This is a genomic window from Ruegeria sp. D6 (assembly GCF_056534365.1).
In genome coordinates this window covers 1,435,325-1,451,333 of record NZ_JBQFPH010000001.1, presented here as the reverse complement: position 1 = coordinate 1,451,333, position 16,009 = coordinate 1,435,325, and the positions used below count along the sequence as shown (strand labels likewise).

The following is a 16,009-nucleotide window of genomic DNA, read 5'->3' as shown; positions in this document are numbered from 1 at the left end:
ATTCTTGGGGGAAGCTGCCATGACCAGAGACTTGTCGCCCATCGACAAAGCGAAATACGTTGCTGCCTGTCGTGCCGCCGATCTTGTTCAGGACGGGATGCGTGTGGGATTGGGGACAGGCTCGACCGCCGCATGGTTGGTGCGCCGCCTGGGTGAACGGGTGCGCGACGAGGGGTTGAAAATCAAGGGCGTTCCGACGTCGACCGCGACGGCGCAATTGGCGCGGGAAGAAGGGATCGAGGTCGTCTCGCTGGATCAGGCCGGCTGGTTGGACCTGACAATCGACGGCGCGGATGAGTTTGATGGCGAGTTCAACCTGATCAAGGGCGGTGGTGCTGCGCTGTTGCAGGAAAAGATTGTGGCCACAGCCAGCGATCAGATGGTGGTGATCGCGGATGCAGGCAAAGAGGTCGAGACGCTGGGCGCATTCCCTTTGCCGGTCGAGGTGATCCCGTTCGGCTGGCAGACCACCCGCACCCTGATTGAAGAAGCGCTGGACACAATGGATGTGCTGGGCACCTCGGTCACTTTGCGCATGAACGGTGAGGCACCCAAGGTTACGGATGAGGGCAATCACATTCTGGACCTGCATCTCAAGCGGATCGGCAATGCCCGCCAATTGGCACTGGTAATGAATCAGATCCCGGGTGTGGTCGAAAATGGGCTGTTCATTGATATTTGCGACAAGGTTGTCATTGGTTATGGCGATGGCCGGGTCGAATTGCGTGATATCAATGAGGGTACAGTCCTGACCGATATGCTGGGCGACGGCGGGGACAACCTGTTTTCTGATCTGGCGGACTAAAGATCAGGCAGGTGGCGCGATAAACTGCAGAAGAAAAATCACTATTTCCCGCGTCAGGGGTTGGCAGTTCAGGATTTGCGCCCAGATATCCAGTGAATTTTGGCCACGCGGAATAAAAGGAACTCGTACATGAGCTTTGACTATGATCTGTTCGTCATCGGAGGCGGCTCGGGCGGAGTTCGCGCGGCACGGGTGGCGGCGGGTGAAAACGGGGCCAAGGTGGCGCTGGCGGAAGAGGATCGCTATGGCGGGACCTGTGTGATCCGGGGTTGTGTGCCCAAGAAGCTGATGGTGTTTGCCAGCGAGTTCGCGGATACGGTCGGCGATGCGCAGGAATATGGCTGGGACATTCAGCCCGGCGCGTTCAACTGGGATACGTTCAAGGGCAAGCTGCATGCTGAGCTGGATCGCCTGGAGGGCATCTATCGCAACATCCTGAAGAACAACGGGGTCGAAAGCTTTGACCTGCGCGCGCGCGTGGTCGATCCACATACCGTCGAGCTGGCCGATGGCACCCGCAAGACCGCCAAGCACATTCTGGTCGCCACCGGTGGTCGCCCGGTTGTGCCCGAGTTTCCGGGCTCGGAACTGGCCATCACGTCGAACGAGATTTTCCATCTTGAGAAATTGCCTCAAAGCCTACTGATCGTAGGTGGCGGCTATATCGCCTGTGAATTTGCAGGGATCATGAACGGGCTGGGGGTCAAGACGACCCAGTTCTATCGCGGGGCGCAGATTCTGCGAGGCTTCGACGATGAAGCGCGCGGCCTGATCAGCGAAGAGATGTGCCAGAATGGCATCGACCTGCATCTGGGCACCAATGTGCTTGAGATGAAACAGCAGGGCGACAAGATCTGGGTGAAAGCCACCAACGGGTCTGAACAGTTGTTTGACGTGGTGATGTACGCCACCGGACGTGCCCCGAACGCTGACGATATGGGGCTTGAGGCTTTGGGCGTCGCGCGCGGTCGCAAGGGTGAGATCATCGTGGATGAGTACAGCCAGACAGGCGTGCCCTCGATATTTGCCATTGGTGATGTAACCGATCGGGTGAACCTGACCCCTGTGGCGATCCGCGAAGGCATGGCCTTTGTCGAGACCGTCTTTAAAGGCAACCCAACGCCCGTTGATCACGAACTGATCCCGACCGCGATCTTTACCCAGCCGGAAATGGGTACTGTGGGCCTCAGCGAGGAAGCGGCTGCGGAACAGGAACCGATTGAGGTTTATGCGACCTCATTCAAGCCCATGCAGAAGGCGTTTGCCGGAGGCACACAGCGCGTGCTGATGAAGCTGATCGTGTCGCAAGAGACGCGGAAAATACTCGGCTGTCACATCGTTGCGCCGGGCGCGGGTGAGATGATCCAACTTGCCGGAATTGCCGTAAAGATGGGTGCCACCAAAGAAGATTTCGACCGTACGGTTGCAGTTCATCCGGTGATGGCCGAAGAACTGGTGACAATGCGGCAACCTGTGCGCACGGCTTGATTTGCAAGCGCGCGCACACACGTTACAAGGGAACCCGTGATCACACGGTCCAACACAAGGGAAAAGATACATATGGCGGGCAACAGCGGCGGCCCCTGGGGGGGCGGAGGCTCATCCGGAGGCGGAGGAAATCGGGGTAACAACGGGGATGGGCGCAAGCCCCCCGAAGGTGACGGCCCGCAGATCCCCGAGATCGATGAGCTGATGAAAAAGGGCCAGGAACAGCTGCGCGTCCTGATGGGCGGTCGTGGCGGCGGTGGCCGTGGTACAAATGGTTCGGGCGGCGGCGGTGGCCCCGCGTTTACTAAGGGAACCGTTGCGATCGGTCTGCTCGTCGCGGCTGGTCTTTGGGGTTTGGCGAGCTTCTATACCGTCAAACCGGAAGAACAATCCGTCGAACTGTTTCTGGGCGAATTCTCGGCTGTGGGAAATCCGGGCCTGAATTTTGCCCCGTGGCCGTTTGTAACCGCCGAGGTCATTCCGGTGACCCGCGAACAGAACGAAGACATGGGCGGTGCCCGTGGCAGCGACGATGGTCTGATGCTGACCGGCGACGAGAATGTGGTTGATATCGATTATCAGGTTGTCTGGAACATCAATGACCCGGCGAAATTCCTGTTCAACCTGCGTGATCCGCGCCAGACAATCCGCGCCGTGTCTGAATCGGCGATGCGCGAGATTATTGCGCAGAGCGAACTTGCGCCGATCCTGAACCGGGATCGCGGTATCATTGCTGATCGCCTGCAGGAACTGATCCAAGAGACCATGGACAGCTACGATTCGGGTGTGAACATCGTTCGTGTGAACTTTGACAAGGCTGATCCACCGCAGGACGTGATTGCCGCGTTCCGCGACGTTCAGGCCGCCGCGCAGGAGCGTGACAGGTTGCAGAACGTCGCTGACGCCTATGCCAACCGCGTTCTCGCTGAGGCGCGTGGTGAAGCCGCGCAGGTACTGGAAGAGGCTGAAGCTTATCGTGCCCAGCAGATCAACGGTGCACAGGGTGAAGCCAGCCGCTTTAGCGCGGTTTTGGAGGAATATTCCAAAGCACCTGATGTGACCCGCAAACGTCTGTATCTGGAACGCATGGAGCAGGTGCTGGGTGATGTGGACAAGATCATTCTGGATGAAAACTCGACAGGATCGGGGCAGGGCGTTGTGCCTTATCTGCCGCTCAACGAGTTGCGCCGTAACCCTGCAGGGGAGAGCAACTGATGCGTAAGACAACGTTTATTCTGCCGATCATCTTTCTTGCGATAGTCGGTGTTCTGTCCTCGATCTTCATCGTGGACGAGCGTGAGCGCGCTCTGGTTCTGCAATTTGGTCGCGTTGTTGCGGTTAAGGAAGATCCGGGGCTGGCATTCAAAATCCCGCTGATTCAGGAAGTGGTACGGTATGACGACCGTATCCTGTCGATTGACGTTCAGCCGCTGGAAGTGACGCCTCTGGACGATCGTCGTCTGGTGGTCGATGCCTTCGCACGCTACCGGATTTCTGATCTGGAACAGTTCCGTCAGGCCGTTGGTGTCGGCGGTATCCCGGTTGCCGAGGATCGTCTGGACCGCATTCTGCGCGCCGAAACCCGCGAAGTGCTGGGTTCGGTTTCGTCCCGAGACATCCTGAGTTCGGATCGTGCCGCGCTGATGCTGCGTATCCGCAACAGCGCGATTGCACAGGCACGTGCGCTGGGCGTGAACGTAATCGACGTGCGTCTGAAGGCGACCGATCTGCCGCAGGCCAACCTTGAGGCGACGTTTGACCGGATGAAGGCAGAACGTGAACGTGAAGCGACCGACGAACGCGCCCGCGGTAACGAAGCCGCGCAGCGAGTGCGCGCGCAGGCCGACCGGACCGTGGTTGAACTGGTTTCCGACGCCAACCGTGAGGCCGAGATCATTCGCGGTGAGGCCGATGCCGAACGCAACGCGATCTTCGCCGAAGCCTATGGTGCCGATCCGGAATTCTTTGAATTCTACCGGTCGCTCACTGCTTACGAGAACGCTCTGCAAGGCAGCAACAGCTCGTTGATCCTGAGCCCGGACTCGGAGTTTTTCAACTACCTTGCTTCTCCGACCGGGCGTCGGGCACCGGCAGCTGCGGCCGCTGAGTGATGGGCATGATCCTTCTGGCCTTCGGGCTGGTACTGATTGTCGAGGGGCTGGCCTATGCGCTGGCCCCTTCGCTTATTGAACGCATGCTTGAGGCGCTGCGCGCGTTGCCGGAACAGGCGCGGCGGCTGGTCGGGCTGCTTTGTGTGGTCAGTGGGCTGGTGCTGCTGTGGGGCGCATATCAGGTCGGTTTTTGATGCGATGGTTTCACGCACCGGTGATTTCCCCGCGATCCCGAGTTGCGGGCCGGGACAAACTGACTACATTGGTTGCAAAGAAGGGCATCCGGGTGATGCCAACAGAGAATTAGTCAACAAGGAGACCCCAAGTGCAGGCTAAGGCGCGCAGTGTGTCCGTCCGACGGGACGATTTTGTTATGAAGATGCGGCTGATGTGGCTGATCTTAGTGGGGGTGCTGCTGGTTTTGGCTCAATCCGTGTCCGCGCAGGCGCGGGGTGATAGCCTGGCGCCGCTGGCTGAACAGATTAGCCCTGCGGTAGTCAATATCACCACGTCGACACTGATCGAAGGCCAGACTGGCCCGCAAGGGATCGTGCCAGAGGGCTCACCATTCGAAGACTTTTTCCGAGAGTTTCAGGATCGCAATGGCGGGGACAATGAAAATCGTCCACGTCGCAGCAATGCGCTGGGCTCGGGCTTCGTGATCTCGGAAGACGGCTATATCGTCACCAACAATCACGTGATTGCCGAAGCTGATGAGATATTGGTCGAGTTTTTTCCCGGTGATGGCCAGCCCGCGAAAGATTTGGTTGCCAAGGTAATCGGCCGGGACGAAAAGACCGACATCGCGCTGCTGAAAGTCGAGGCGGAAGGGCCGCTGAAATACGTGCAGTTCGGTGACAGCGACATTGCCCGCGTGGGCGATTGGGTGATCGCGATGGGCAACCCGCTGGGGCAGGGCTTTTCGGTGTCAGCAGGGATTATCTCGGCCCGGAATCGGGCGCTGAGCGGGTCATATGATGACTACATCCAGACCGATGCTGCGATCAACCGGGGCAACTCGGGTGGGCCGCTGTTCAACATGAATGGCGAGGTGATCGGTGTGAATACGGCGATCCTGTCTCCCAATGGCGGCTCGATCGGGATTGGTTTCTCGATGGCTTCGAATGTGGTGATCAAGGTCGTTGATCAACTGCGTGAGTTCGGGGAGACCCGCCGCGGTTGGCTGGGCGTGCGCATTCAGGACGTGACCGAGGATATGGCCGAGGCGATGGGGCTGGACAAACCCGGAGGTGCGTTGATCAGCGATGTACCGGAAGGCCCGGCAAAAGAAGCGGGCCTGCTGGCCGGAGACGTGATCATCAGCTTTGATGGCGTCGAGGTCGAGGATACACGCGGCCTTGTGCGGCAGGTGGGAGAGACCACCGTTGGCAAATCTGTGCGTGTGGTCGTGCACCGTGATGGAGGCACCCAGACCGTGCTGGTGACGCTGGGCCGCCGCGAAGACGCCGAACGTGCCGAGAACGGCGAGGAGCCGGAAGCCGAAACGCCGACGGAGGAAGACAAGGATATTCTTGGCCTGACCATCGCTCCGCTGGGGGATAGCCAGCGCGAGGAATTGGGTCTGGATGCCGATGCCGAAGGATTGTTGGTGACCAATGTTGATGAATCCTCGGAAGCCTTTGAAAAGGGTCTGCGCGCCGGTGATCTTATCACTGAGGCGGGGCAGCAGAAGGTGACTTCGATCACCGATCTGGAGACGCGGATGGATGAGGCGCGTGAAGCAGGACGCAAATCTCTGCTGCTGCTGGTGCGGCGGGGCGGGGAACCCCGGTTCGTAGCGCTGAGCCTAGAATAATAAACTCAGCGAACAGATCCGAAATTAGAAGGTCGGGATATTTTCCCGGCCTTTTTCATACTTCGTTAAGAAAAAAGCCATATGCCGGGGAAGGCATATGGCTCTGTACAGGGAGAGGTCGGTGGACAGATATCGGGGATGATAAAACCGACCTCCTACGGTAACGGGATTGACCTTAGGGCAATCTTAAAGCTGCGTATGTGAAGCGGATCACATCTGTGCCGAAAATTTAGATTAAATCGGATTCGGCCAGTTGCCGCAGCGCGTCAAAGTCGTGGATCTGCAGCCCGCCGCGCGAAGCTTCGACGACATTGTCGCGTTTCCATGTCGAAATGGTCTTTGACACTGCCTCACGCGTCGCACCGACAAATTCGGCCAATTCGCTCTGCGAAAGCGTGATACGTGCCGTTGGGCTGTCCTGTTGTCCTGCCAGGTGCAAAAGCTTGCGCGCCAGTCGGATCGGCATCGGCAGGAATACCTGCTCGTTCAATTGAGCGCCCATATAACGCATGCGAAGACCGGCCAAGCGGATCAGATCCACCGCAAGGTCAGGATGTTCCCGGATCTGCGCCATCATGTCTTTCTGGCGAACGCGCAGGACTTTGGAGGGCTCAGCTGCTGTTACGGTTGCGGTGCGGGGACCGCTGTCGAACAACGCGATCTCCCCGAACACCTCACCTGGGCGCATCATGCTGAGAGAAAGCTTGCGCCCGCTCGACGCAAGAAATGACACTTCGAGCGCACCGGAAAGAATGGCATAGAGCGCATCGCCTTCATCGTCCTGCTCGAACAGGACATCGCCCCGATCCAATGTGACTTCGGTGGCCTGGGCTGCCAGCATGGTGCGCAGCTCTTCAGAGGCTTCGGACAGGAATCCACTGTTGGGAAATGCCATCATTCGGGCGCTGATCTCCGGGGTTGAGTGGTGCGGGTGGTGACCCAACTTTTCACAGCTTCAAGCTTAAGCCAAGAAATTTTGTTAGCTTGTTACGCTTGGGCAAGAACAGTTATTGCTTGTCGGGATCATCCATATAGCTTTGCAGCAGGTTGAACTGCATCATCAGAAACGCCATCAAGGCAATGGGAAAGCCGAAGGTTTCGATCTTGACCCATAGGTCCGTTGACATCGTGCGCCAGACCAATTCATTGGCTGCGGCCAGTACTGCGAAACAGGCACACAGACGCCGGGTGAGGATCATCCAGCCCTCGTGCTGCATGGGTAGCATCTCGTCCAGAACATATGCCAGGTAGGATTTCCCCTGCAAAAGCCCGATCCCGAGGATGGCGGAAAAGAAGCCATAGACCAGCGTTGTTTTCATCTTGAAAAACCGCTCATCATTGAACCACGCGGTGAGGCCGCCGAAGAAAATCACCATGAATGCGGTGAAAATCTGCATACGGCTGAGTTTGCCCGTCAGGTACCAGAGGATGCCCATGGCAGCCAGCATCAGCGGCACGAACAGGATGGTGGCGACGATGAACCCAGAATACTCGGTGCCGCCGATCACGAAATTGTCATCACGCAGGCGCAGGTAGATGAAGAAGAAGGCCAGTGGGGGGCCAAGTTCCAGTACCTGTTTGAGGAATGGGTTGATGTCTTTTTTCTCTGCCATGATTCCAACCTGCTGCTTACCCGCCCATTTCAACTATTACTGCGCCGAGTGCAATCAATGCCATCAACGCAATGCGTCTGGGGCCGACAGTTTCTTTCAGCACCAGCCAGCCGATGAGTGCTGCGAAAACGGTGGAGGTTTCGCGCAGGACCGCCGCCTCTCCGACCTTGTCCAGTCGCGTGGCGAGCATGATGGCACCGAAGGACATCGGCGCAATGATGCCGCCCGCGAACCCGCGAAGCATCAGAGGTCCAAGCGCAGGGCGGTGGATCATTGCGCGGTATCTGAGCGCAGCATAGATAGGCATCGCGGCCCCGTCGATCATGAAGAACCACGCAAGGAAGGTGAACGGGTCAGCCGTAGCGCGGATACCGTAGGCATCATAGGTCGTATAGAGCGCCACGAAGAGGCCCGTGACGACCGCCAGCACCAGCGCGATTTGCAGCGTATCTCGATTGGTCTCAAGGTAGCGCAGGTTATAGGCGGCAAGGCCGAAGATACCCGCAAGAAGCGTCGCGACTCCAAGCCATTGGATGGCCGAGAAGGTTTCACCGAACAAAAGATAGGCTCCGATCACGGTGAAGAGCGGGCCAGTACCGCGCACGACCGGATAGACAACGGTATAGGAGCCTTTGGTGTAGGCCATCGCCTGCAGCACTTTATAGCCGATATGGATCAGCCAGACGACGCCAAAGATCGGCCACATGTAAGGTTCGGGCCATGGCACGATGAAGAAGGCGAATGGCATCGCCATAAGGCAGTAGCAGGCATCGATCGCCCCGCGCGACATCCACGGGTCGTGGCGGCCTTTTTGCAGTGCACCGAAAACCGCATGCAGAAAGGCCGCCATCAGCGCGAGGGCGAGGGCGAGTTGGTGGCCTGCTTCGGTGCCTTCGAGGGAGATCAGCCAGTCGCTCAAATCGGGGCTTTCGCTTGGGCGGAGAGAGTGGGGGGCTGTCTGCCCCCCACGCCCCCCGAAGGTATTTTCGGCCAGATGAAGGGGCGGATCAGGATTGTAAGCCCGTCAGGGCGGCGGCGAATTCTTCGGGATCAAACGGGGCGAGGTCGTCGATTTGCTCACCGACACCAATGGCGTGGATCGGAAGGCCGAACTTGTCGGCGAGGGCGACCAGCACGCCGCCTTTGGCTGTGCCGTCCAGTTTGGTCATCACGAGGCCCGAGACATCGGCCAGTTTGCGGAAGGTTTCGACCTGACTGAGGGCGTTTTGCCCGGTGGTGGCGTCCAGCACCAGCAGAGTGTTGTGCGGTGCGGTGTCGTCAACCTTGCGGATGACGCGGACGATTTTGGCCAGCTCTTCCATCAGGTCGGCGCGGTTTTGCAGGCGGCCTGCGGTGTCGATCATCAGAAGGTCAGCACCTTCGTTCTGGGCCTTGGTCAGTGCATCGAAGGCGAGCGAGGCAGGGTCGGACCCTTCGGGTGCCGTCAGTACGGGCACGCCTGCGCGGTCACCCCAGACCTGCAGCTGTTCGACGGCGGCGGCGCGGAATGTGTCTCCGGCGGCGATGACGACTTTCTTGCCGGCGGCTTTGAACTGGCTGGCAAGCTTGCCGATTGTCGTAGTTTTGCCCGAACCGTTGACGCCAACAACCAGCACCACTTGCGGGCGTTTCGGGTAGATCGGCATTGGTTTGGCCACGGGTTCCATCACGCGGGCAACCTCCTGCGCCAGCAGCTGTTTGATTTCCTGGGTCGAGAGTTTGCGGCCAAAGCGGCCCTCGGCCATGTTGGACGTAACGCGCAAGGCGGTGTCGACGCCCATATCCGAGGCGATCAGAAGCTCTTCGAGTTGCTCCAGCATGTCGTCGTCCAGCGTGCGGCGGACAACGGTCTTGGATTCATTTCGGCCGAACAGGCGACCCATCAAGCCCTTGGATTCTGGAACCTCTGGGGGTGGAGGCACCGGTGTGGGATCAGCCGGGATCGGAGCAGGAGGCTCGACCGGTTGGGGCGCGGGCGTGGGTTCAGGTACTTCGGGAACCGGTTGCGGTTCGGGCTCTGGTTCGGGGATCACCGGATCAGGATTTGGGGTTTCCTCACCGCCATCCTCGACAATTGCATCCAGCCCCTCTTCGAGGCGCGATGAGGATTTGAACAGCTTGTCCTTGAGCTTTGAGAAAAACGCCATTTTTGATCTCCGCAGGTGTTCCCTTCACCTAATGTGGATTGAAGGCAGTTGCAAAGGGTCAGGTGAAGGCGATCAGAAACCCGGCTTGGGCAGCCCAGTAAAGCGGCCAGACCAGATAGGGCGTAAGCTTCAGGGTCGGGTGATTGGCAGGTAGCAGGAACTTTTCAGTCGCAAGCGCCAGGTCCGAGGCGATGAAGGCCATCGCGGCGGGAAGGGCCCAGCGTAAGGCTCCAGTTTCGGGAAGGGCAAGAACGGTGATGCCCATGCCCAGGATGATTGGAATATAAGCGAGGACGGGGATTTTGAGGTCTCCGGCGCGGGGGGTGAGCAGCGTGGCCATAACGATGCCCAGGATGATCAGGGACCAGAAGATCGCGGGGTGGTCGAAGATCTGTTCAGGGCTGCTGCTGGGGCTCGTCAAAAATAAGGCGATATAGGCCAAATGCCCCGCAGCAAATGCACCGATGCCTGCCATGAATGTGCTGTCGGTTTCGCGTGACAGAAGGGCATCACCTATCGCGCAGAAGGTGAGGGCGAGGATCAGGAGCCATGGCGCGCTTGCCAGTATGGCGACGCCTGCCAGCAGCACGACCGATGCTGTTTTCAGCATGCTACGCAGGGTGCCGGCCGGGCGCGCGGTAAGTGGCAGGTAGGCCAGCGCGCAGGCCGCCGCAATCCAGAAAAGAAGTGTCGTCATGGTGCGTCCCCGATGTTTTTGAGTCAATCATCGCCATGATCTCGGCGGTGCATCAAGGCGTGACGTGGAGTTATCTTGCCGATCGCCACGATGTGGAAAGGTTGAATGGCACTTGTGGGTTGCTTCTGACACAGTGTGACCATGATCCGAACTTGCATGATTCTGCTGACCCTTTTCGCTCAGCCCGTTGCGGCACAGTCGCCTCTGACAGGGACTGAATTCGATGCGTATACGCGTGGGAAGACTTTGTATTACGGGTTCGATGGGCAGGCCTACGGAGTCGAACGGTATCTGCCAGACCGCCGAGTCATCTGGTCATTTCTGGATGGCAATTGCATGAACGGAGTTTGGTACGAGCAGGAAGATCAGATCTGTTTCATCTATGAGGATCAACTGGCGCCGCAATGCTGGGTTTTCTGGCAATCCGGGGGCGGTTTGATCGCACAATTCGAGGGCGATCCGACAGCGACCGAGTTGTACGAGGCCGAGGATATTGGCGAAGAGATGTTGTGCTACGGACCGGATGTAGGGGTCTGAAATGGTCGCAGGTCTTCATAGTCCAGCATGACGTGAAGTTGAAACGCGGGCCTTTCGGTTAGCCGTTCATAGTATCGACGCAAATGCGGTAACGGTGCGCGGACGATGTCGATATCGTAGTAGCGGTAAAGGACGTGGCCGAACTGTATATCCGCCAGTGTAAAATGCTCACCCGCAAGGAACGTGTTTTGGTCCAGCTCCTTGTCTGCGATTGCCAGTTTGATTTCCAAATCGCTGACGGCCCGATGGATCGCTGTTTGGTCCTGCTGTTCAACGGGTGTTCGCACAATTTGCCAGAACACCGGAACGGTAAACGCCATCGCCACGTTGAGTTTCGCCCATTCGGCCCATTTGTCGATCGTGGCGCGCCGGGTAGGATCTGAAGGCCAGAATGCCTGATCGCCATATTGGGTGGCCAGATATCGCAGGATGGCGCCGGTTTCCCAAAACGGTGGGTTGTCGCCATCTTGCAGGACGGGGATGGTTTTGTTTGGGTTCAGTGCCCGAAACGCTGCAGTGTCCAGCCCGCCGAAGCGATGGCCAAGATCGTGACGCTGGTATTCTAGGCCAAGCTCACCCACGCACCACATTAGGGCCTGAACGTTCGAGGATGTTTTACGGCCCCAGATCGTCAACATCGGTCAGAACAACGATCCCTGATTGGGCGGCGCTTGTTTGGGTTTCTTGGAGGGGGCTTTGTCCGATGCTCCGGTATTTAGGCGACCATCGGCGAACTCGATCTCAAGCACAGTGTGACCCGAGGCCTGAGCTTTGGTTGTGATGACTTCACCTTCGGCGCGCACGACGGCGTAGCCACGCCCGAGCGTCGCTTTGTAGCTCAGCGTTTCACGTAGGCGGTCGGTGGCGTCCATCTGCTGGCGGAGGCGGTCCAATCGCGTGGATTGCGCGGTGTTCAGGCGTTCGGATAGGCGATTTAGAGCGTCGCGGCGTGTTTCCAGTTCGCGCTGGATCGGGCGCATTGACAGGCGCGAGGACATGTTGCGCCAGCGATCGCGGCGGGTTTCGACAAAGCTGCGCAGGGTCGAGGGGCGCAGGCGGGCCGCACTGTCCAGCAGTTTGACGCGGCGGTTCTGAACACCCCGGATCAGCGCGTTGGGCAGGCGTTCCGAGATTTGGTCGAGCCTTTGGCGCGGGCTTTCCAGCAGTGTATCGGGGCGGGGCAGGGCTCGGGACAGGTCGCGCAGACGCTGGCTGCGGCGTTGCACGGCATCCGTGGAGGCGCGCGACAGGCGGGCCCCTTGTTCGTTGGTCCAAGCCAGCAGTTCCATGCGGACCGGTACGGCAAGTTCGGCAGCGGCGGTTGGCGTAGGCGCGCGGCGGTCCGAGACATAGTCGATCAGGGTGGTGTCGGTCTCGTGCCCGACGGCCGAGATCAGCGGGATTTCTGAGGCTGCAGTCGCGCGCGCGACGCTTTCTTCGTTGAAGCCCCAGAGGTCTTCTATGGACCCACCGCCGCGCGCGACGATAATCAGGTCGGGTCGCGGGAGGGCCCCGCCCGGTGTGAGTTGATTGAAGCCTTCGATGGCGCGGGTCACTTCGGGGGCACAGTTTGCCCCCTGAACCGCGACGGGCCAGATCAGTACTTTGCGCGGGAACCGATCACGCAGCCGATGCAAGATGTCTCGGATCACCGCACCGGAGGGCGAAGTGACAACGCCGATGATCTGCGGCAAGTAGGGCAGGGGTTTCTTGCGTTCAGCCGCAAACAAGCCTTCGGATTCGAGCTGCTTTTTGCGCTTTTCCAGCAATGCCATCAGCGCGCCTTGCCCGGCGACGGCGACTTCATCGACATTCAGGTTGTATTTCGACTGGGCTCCAAAAGCTGTCAGGCGCCCGGTGACGACAACCTCGAGGCCTTCTTCGGGAACAACTGAAAGACCAGAAATCTGCCCTTTCCAAGTTGTGCAGGCCAGCACGTTCCGGTCGTCCTTTATGTCGTAATACAGATGGCCCGAGCGGGCCTTGAACACGCGGCCGACCTCACCACGCACACGGATTCGACCAAAGGTGCCCTCGAGCGTGCGCTTCACCTCGCCCGAGATGTCCGAGACAGTGTATTCGGGGGTGTTCTGACCCGGAATCGGGTCATCTAGCAGGTCGGACATTTCAGCGCCTTGTGTCAAATCTCTGCGCAGCTTAGAACGCCGCGCAGGCAAGGCCAAGCAGATCGGAGCGTTTCATGAATATCCTCATTCTCGGCAGCGGTGGACGCGAGCACAGTCTGGCTTGGGCGGTGATGCAAAACCCCAAATGTGATCGCCTGATTGTGGCGCCGGGGAATGCCGGGATCGCGCAGATCGCAGAGTGCGCGGCGTTGGACATTGAGAATGGCGGTGCTGTGGTCAACTTTGCCGAGGAAAACGCGATTGATTTCGTGATCGTTGGCCCCGAAGCGCCTTTGGCTGCAGGGGTTGCTGACCGGCTGCGCGAAGCGGGTGTGCTGGTTTTTGGGCCCTCGGCAGAAGCGGCGCGGCTGGAGGCCTCAAAAAGTTTCACCAAGGAAATCTGTGACGCATCCGGCGCGCCGACGGCGGCTTATGCCCGGTTCACCGAGGCTGAGCCCGCCAAGGAATACATCCGTGCGCAGGAGGCCCCGATTGTGGTCAAGGCCGATGGGCTGGCTGCCGGGAAGGGCGTGATCGTTGCGATGGACGAGCAAACCGCCCTGGACGCGATTGACGACATGTTCGGCGGAGCCTTTGGTGGCGCGGGGGCCGAAGTGGTGATCGAGGAGTTCATGGAGGGCGAGGAGGCGTCTCTGTTCGTGCTCTGTGACGGAGAGGATATCCTGTCGATCGGCACAGCGCAGGATCACAAGCGCGTCGGCGAGGGCGATACCGGGCTGAACACAGGGGGTATGGGCGCCTATTCTCCGGCCCCGGTGCTGAGCGCCGAGATCGAGGCCCTTGCGATGGATCAGATCGTGCGCCCGACGGTGGCCGAGATGAAGCGGCGCGGGACACCGTTTCAGGGTGTGCTCTACGCCGGTTTGATGATCAAGGATGGTCAGCCCAGGTTGGTGGAGTACAACGTGCGGTTCGGAGATCCCGAATGTCAGGTACTGATGATGCGCCTTGGCGCTCAGGCCATGGACCTGATGCACGCGGCGGCCGAGGGTCGCTTGGCTGAGACGCGGGTGAACTGGGCCGACGATCACGCCATCACGGTCGTGATGGCGGCAAAGGGGTATCCTGGTTCTTATGAAAAAGGCACTGTGATCAACGGCCTGGGCGATCTGGCCGAGGATAGTAGCAACATGGTATTCCACGCGGGGACAAAAGCGGCTGAAGGCAAGGTTCAGGCCGCGGGTGGCCGCGTTCTGAATGTGACTGCGCGTGGGGAAACGCTGAAAGACGCACGCGACCGGGCGTATGACATGGTTGAAGGTGTTGATTGGCCTGAAGGGTTCTTCCGTCGCGACATCGGCTGGCGCGCGCTTTAACTCAGTAGTCGGGCTGCGCCCGGCTTGATGATTTCGGGGCGAGGGGCCAGCCCCTCGCGCTCCCCGAGGTATTTATGGCCAGATGAAGATCGGATCAGCACTTTAGTGCGTTGGCCAGATCTTTGAGACTGTTGAGTGGTCCGAGGTCTTTTTGTCGCCAGCCTTTGCTGTACGAGACGCCTATGATCCGCGACCAGTCGGCGCTGGCGAGGATCAGCTCAGGGTGCGTTTCACATTGGCGCAGACCGCCTGAAATAAAATCTTCTCCGATCCTGTGATTGGTAAGGCCAGGGATTGTCGCGATTTCAATGAGTTCACCGTCTTTGTAACGCCAGATGCGCAGAGTTTTCGCAAGGTGTGGGCGGTCGACATAGGCGATCTCGACATGTCCATCGCCGTCCAGATCGGCGGCACCGATGGGGGCGAGCCAGCGGTTGCGCGTGCCGATATGGGGGGTGGCGGCGATTTTTTGACCATTTATGTCATAGATCGCCAGTTGAGCACCCGTATGCTGCTGGGCCTCTACAACGATGATTTCGGGCAACCCGTCCTGATCGATATCGGCCAGGCGTGGGGCAAGATCTTCGAATACGCGGTCTTCAGGCAGACGTATTGTAACGGTCGAGCGTTTGGAGCTATCGACTTTTCGCCGCGCCGCCGAGGAAATACTTGTTCCGACGCCGATTTCCAAAGCACCGTATTCGATGGCGTCGCCAAGCACCCCATGGGCGTAGCGTGTTGTTGGTTCCGTGAAGCGCGCAGATACTTTGGTTTCGCCGCTGGCTGCGGGCATATTCCCCGTTAGCCAAATGCAAACCATCAGAACAGCGCCGCGCGCCCGACGGTGCCAAAGGCGGTTGGGCTGACGCGGCGCATCAGAGTGCATCAGATCTGCTTTTCGGGCATCTGCACGACCAGACCATCCAGCGCGTCGGTGACCTTGATCTGGCAGGTCAGGCGCGAGCGGGCCGGGTCGGGTTCATAGGCGAAGTCAAGCATGTCTTCTTCCATGTCGTCCTTGGCGGGGATTCTCTCGACCCAGTCAGGATGAATATAGACGTGGCAGGTCGAGCAGGCGCAGGCACCGCCGCAATCGGCCTCGATGCCGGGAATGTTGTTGTCACGGGCCCCTTCCATGACTGTCAGTCCGTTGGCGACCTCGACTGTATGTTCGGTACCGCCATGCTCGACATAGGTGATCTTTGCCATTGCGTGCGTCTTCCTTTTTCGGTTGTCGAATTCTTCCTTAGTGAAGCGAGTTAAGTGTTTCTAGAGGGAATTGCGACTTGAACGGTCGCGCATGAATGTTCTTATCAACAATATTGTAATTGA

Annotated in this window: 17 protein-coding genes; 8 read left to right on the top strand and 9 right to left on the bottom strand. The window is 59.0% G+C overall.

Annotated features, from left to right (window positions below):
• The first annotated feature begins 19 nt into the window (after positions 1-19).
• The 6 genes from rpiA (at position 20) to ACR0A1_RS07150 (ending at position 6,220) form a co-directional block, all read left to right on the top strand.
• Entirely contained in the window at positions 20-805 is a 786-nt protein-coding gene (gene rpiA / locus ACR0A1_RS07175; protein WP_170645840.1) for a ribose-5-phosphate isomerase RpiA, read from the top strand.
• 129 nt (positions 806-934) lie between these two features.
• A complete protein-coding gene (gene gor / locus ACR0A1_RS07170) occupies positions 935-2,293 on the top strand; it encodes a glutathione-disulfide reductase (protein WP_480866810.1) in 1,359 nt (452 codons plus the stop codon).
• Between the two features lie 72 nt (positions 2,294-2,365).
• A complete protein-coding gene (gene hflK / locus ACR0A1_RS07165) occupies positions 2,366-3,508 on the top strand; it encodes an FtsH protease activity modulator HflK (protein WP_170393723.1) in 1,143 nt (380 codons plus the stop codon).
• Positions 3,508-4,404 carry a protease modulator HflC gene (gene hflC, locus ACR0A1_RS07160; RefSeq protein WP_170393556.1) on the top strand — a complete coding sequence of 299 codons (897 nt, stop codon included), beginning with the start codon at positions 3,508-3,510 and terminating at the stop codon, positions 4,402-4,404. The genes hflK and hflC overlap by 1 nt, the downstream gene beginning before the upstream one ends.
• Complete coding sequence (locus tag ACR0A1_RS07155; protein ID WP_170393554.1) at positions 4,404-4,598, top strand: DUF2065 domain-containing protein; 195 nt, start codon at positions 4,404-4,406, stop codon at positions 4,596-4,598. The genes hflC and ACR0A1_RS07155 overlap by 1 nt, the downstream gene beginning before the upstream one ends.
• A 179-nt stretch (positions 4,599-4,777) precedes the next feature.
• Positions 4,778-6,220, top strand: a complete 1,443-nt coding sequence (locus ACR0A1_RS07150) for a Do family serine endopeptidase (protein WP_480866882.1) — start codon at positions 4,778-4,780, stop codon at positions 6,218-6,220.
• A 229-nt stretch (positions 6,221-6,449) separates the two neighbouring features.
• On the opposite strand, the gene ACR0A1_RS07145 is transcribed toward ACR0A1_RS07150, so the two are convergent.
• The 5 genes from ACR0A1_RS07145 to ACR0A1_RS07125 all read right to left on the bottom strand — a co-directional run bounded on the left by ACR0A1_RS07145 (position 6,450) and on the right by ACR0A1_RS07125 (position 10,677).
• A complete protein-coding gene (locus ACR0A1_RS07145) occupies positions 6,450-7,118 on the bottom strand; it encodes a Crp/Fnr family transcriptional regulator (RefSeq protein WP_170393550.1) in 669 nt (222 codons plus the stop codon).
• 109 nt (positions 7,119-7,227) lie between these two features.
• Positions 7,228-7,833 carry an inner membrane-spanning protein YciB gene (locus tag ACR0A1_RS07140; RefSeq protein ID WP_170393548.1) on the bottom strand — a complete coding sequence of 202 codons (606 nt, stop codon included), beginning with the start codon at positions 7,831-7,833 and terminating at the stop codon, positions 7,228-7,230.
• 16 nt (positions 7,834-7,849) lie between these two features.
• The gene (locus tag ACR0A1_RS07135) at positions 7,850-8,752 is read right to left on the bottom strand and encodes a DMT family transporter (protein ID WP_170393546.1); all 903 of its coding nucleotides are present in this window, start codon (positions 8,750-8,752) and stop codon (positions 7,850-7,852) included.
• An 88-nt stretch (positions 8,753-8,840) separates the two neighbouring features.
• Positions 8,841-9,980 carry a signal recognition particle-docking protein FtsY gene (gene ftsY / locus ACR0A1_RS07130; RefSeq protein WP_480866806.1) on the bottom strand — a complete coding sequence of 380 codons (1,140 nt, stop codon included), beginning with the start codon at positions 9,978-9,980 and terminating at the stop codon, positions 8,841-8,843.
• Between the two features lie 58 nt (positions 9,981-10,038).
• Positions 10,039-10,677 carry a lysoplasmalogenase family protein gene (locus ACR0A1_RS07125; RefSeq protein ID WP_480704476.1) on the bottom strand — a complete coding sequence of 213 codons (639 nt, stop codon included), beginning with the start codon at positions 10,675-10,677 and terminating at the stop codon, positions 10,039-10,041.
• Between the two features lie 156 nt (positions 10,678-10,833).
• Here ACR0A1_RS07125 and ACR0A1_RS07120 point away from each other — a divergent pair, with 156 nt between their 5' ends.
• Entirely contained in the window at positions 10,834-11,214 is a 381-nt protein-coding gene (locus tag ACR0A1_RS07120; RefSeq protein WP_480866803.1) for a hypothetical protein, read from the top strand.
• Here the strand turns inward: ACR0A1_RS07120 and ACR0A1_RS07115 are convergent.
• The gene (locus tag ACR0A1_RS07115) at positions 11,190-11,852 is read right to left on the bottom strand and encodes a glutathione S-transferase family protein (protein WP_480866801.1); all 663 of its coding nucleotides are present in this window, start codon (positions 11,850-11,852) and stop codon (positions 11,190-11,192) included. The genes ACR0A1_RS07120 and ACR0A1_RS07115 overlap by 25 nt on opposite strands.
• A 3-nt stretch (positions 11,853-11,855) precedes the next feature.
• Positions 11,856-13,340 carry an exodeoxyribonuclease VII large subunit gene (gene xseA, locus ACR0A1_RS07110; protein ID WP_480866800.1) on the bottom strand — a complete coding sequence of 495 codons (1,485 nt, stop codon included), beginning with the start codon at positions 13,338-13,340 and terminating at the stop codon, positions 11,856-11,858.
• A gap of 74 nt (positions 13,341-13,414) precedes the next feature.
• On the opposite strand from xseA, the gene purD reads away from it, so the two are divergent.
• The gene (purD, locus tag ACR0A1_RS07105) at positions 13,415-14,677 is read left to right on the top strand and encodes a phosphoribosylamine--glycine ligase (RefSeq protein WP_480736552.1); all 1,263 of its coding nucleotides are present in this window, start codon (positions 13,415-13,417) and stop codon (positions 14,675-14,677) included.
• A 94-nt stretch (positions 14,678-14,771) separates the two neighbouring features.
• Here the strand turns inward: purD and ACR0A1_RS07100 are convergent, their stop codons facing one another.
• Together ACR0A1_RS07100 and ACR0A1_RS07095 are read right to left on the bottom strand one after the other, a co-directional pair.
• A complete protein-coding gene (locus tag ACR0A1_RS07100; protein WP_480866798.1) occupies positions 14,772-15,563 on the bottom strand; it encodes an FG-GAP repeat domain-containing protein in 792 nt (263 codons plus the stop codon).
• Entirely contained in the window at positions 15,563-15,886 is a 324-nt protein-coding gene (locus tag ACR0A1_RS07095; protein WP_170393530.1) for a 2Fe-2S iron-sulfur cluster-binding protein, read from the bottom strand. The genes ACR0A1_RS07100 and ACR0A1_RS07095 overlap by 1 nt, the downstream gene beginning before the upstream one ends.
• Positions 15,887-16,009: the final 123 nt, after the last annotated feature.

What these genes read in the sequence shown, in the direction of transcription:
- ACR0A1_RS07095 (WP_170393530.1), bottom strand. Translation starts at nt 15,886, where the DNA reads ATGGCAAAGATCACCTATGTCGAGCATGGCGGTACCGAACATACAGTC.
- hflK (WP_170393723.1), top strand. Translation starts at nt 2,366, where the DNA reads ATGGCGGGCAACAGCGGCGGCCCCTGGGGGGGCGGAGGCTCATCCGGA.
- ACR0A1_RS07140 (WP_170393548.1), bottom strand. Translation starts at nt 7,833, where the DNA reads ATGGCAGAGAAAAAAGACATCAACCCATTCCTCAAACAGGTACTGGAA.
- ACR0A1_RS07125 (WP_480704476.1), bottom strand. Translation starts at nt 10,677, where the DNA reads ATGACGACACTTCTTTTCTGGATTGCGGCGGCCTGCGCGCTGGCCTAC.
- gor (WP_480866810.1), top strand. Translation starts at nt 935, where the DNA reads ATGAGCTTTGACTATGATCTGTTCGTCATCGGAGGCGGCTCGGGCGGA.
- ACR0A1_RS07100 (WP_480866798.1), bottom strand. Translation starts at nt 15,563, where the DNA reads ATGCACTCTGATGCGCCGCGTCAGCCCAACCGCCTTTGGCACCGTCGG.
- ACR0A1_RS07155 (WP_170393554.1), top strand. Translation starts at nt 4,404, where the DNA reads ATGGGCATGATCCTTCTGGCCTTCGGGCTGGTACTGATTGTCGAGGGG.
- rpiA (WP_170645840.1), top strand. Translation starts at nt 20, where the DNA reads ATGACCAGAGACTTGTCGCCCATCGACAAAGCGAAATACGTTGCTGCC.
- purD (WP_480736552.1), top strand. Translation starts at nt 13,415, where the DNA reads ATGAATATCCTCATTCTCGGCAGCGGTGGACGCGAGCACAGTCTGGCT.
- hflC (WP_170393556.1), top strand. Translation starts at nt 3,508, where the DNA reads ATGCGTAAGACAACGTTTATTCTGCCGATCATCTTTCTTGCGATAGTC.
- ftsY (WP_480866806.1), bottom strand. Translation starts at nt 9,980, where the DNA reads ATGGCGTTTTTCTCAAAGCTCAAGGACAAGCTGTTCAAATCCTCATCG.
- ACR0A1_RS07115 (WP_480866801.1), bottom strand. Translation starts at nt 11,852, where the DNA reads ATGTTGACGATCTGGGGCCGTAAAACATCCTCGAACGTTCAGGCCCTA.
- ACR0A1_RS07120 (WP_480866803.1), top strand. Translation starts at nt 10,834, where the DNA reads ATGATTCTGCTGACCCTTTTCGCTCAGCCCGTTGCGGCACAGTCGCCT.
- ACR0A1_RS07145 (WP_170393550.1), bottom strand. Translation starts at nt 7,118, where the DNA reads ATGATGGCATTTCCCAACAGTGGATTCCTGTCCGAAGCCTCTGAAGAG.
- xseA (WP_480866800.1), bottom strand. Translation starts at nt 13,340, where the DNA reads ATGTCCGACCTGCTAGATGACCCGATTCCGGGTCAGAACACCCCCGAA.
- ACR0A1_RS07150 (WP_480866882.1), top strand. Translation starts at nt 4,778, where the DNA reads ATGAAGATGCGGCTGATGTGGCTGATCTTAGTGGGGGTGCTGCTGGTT.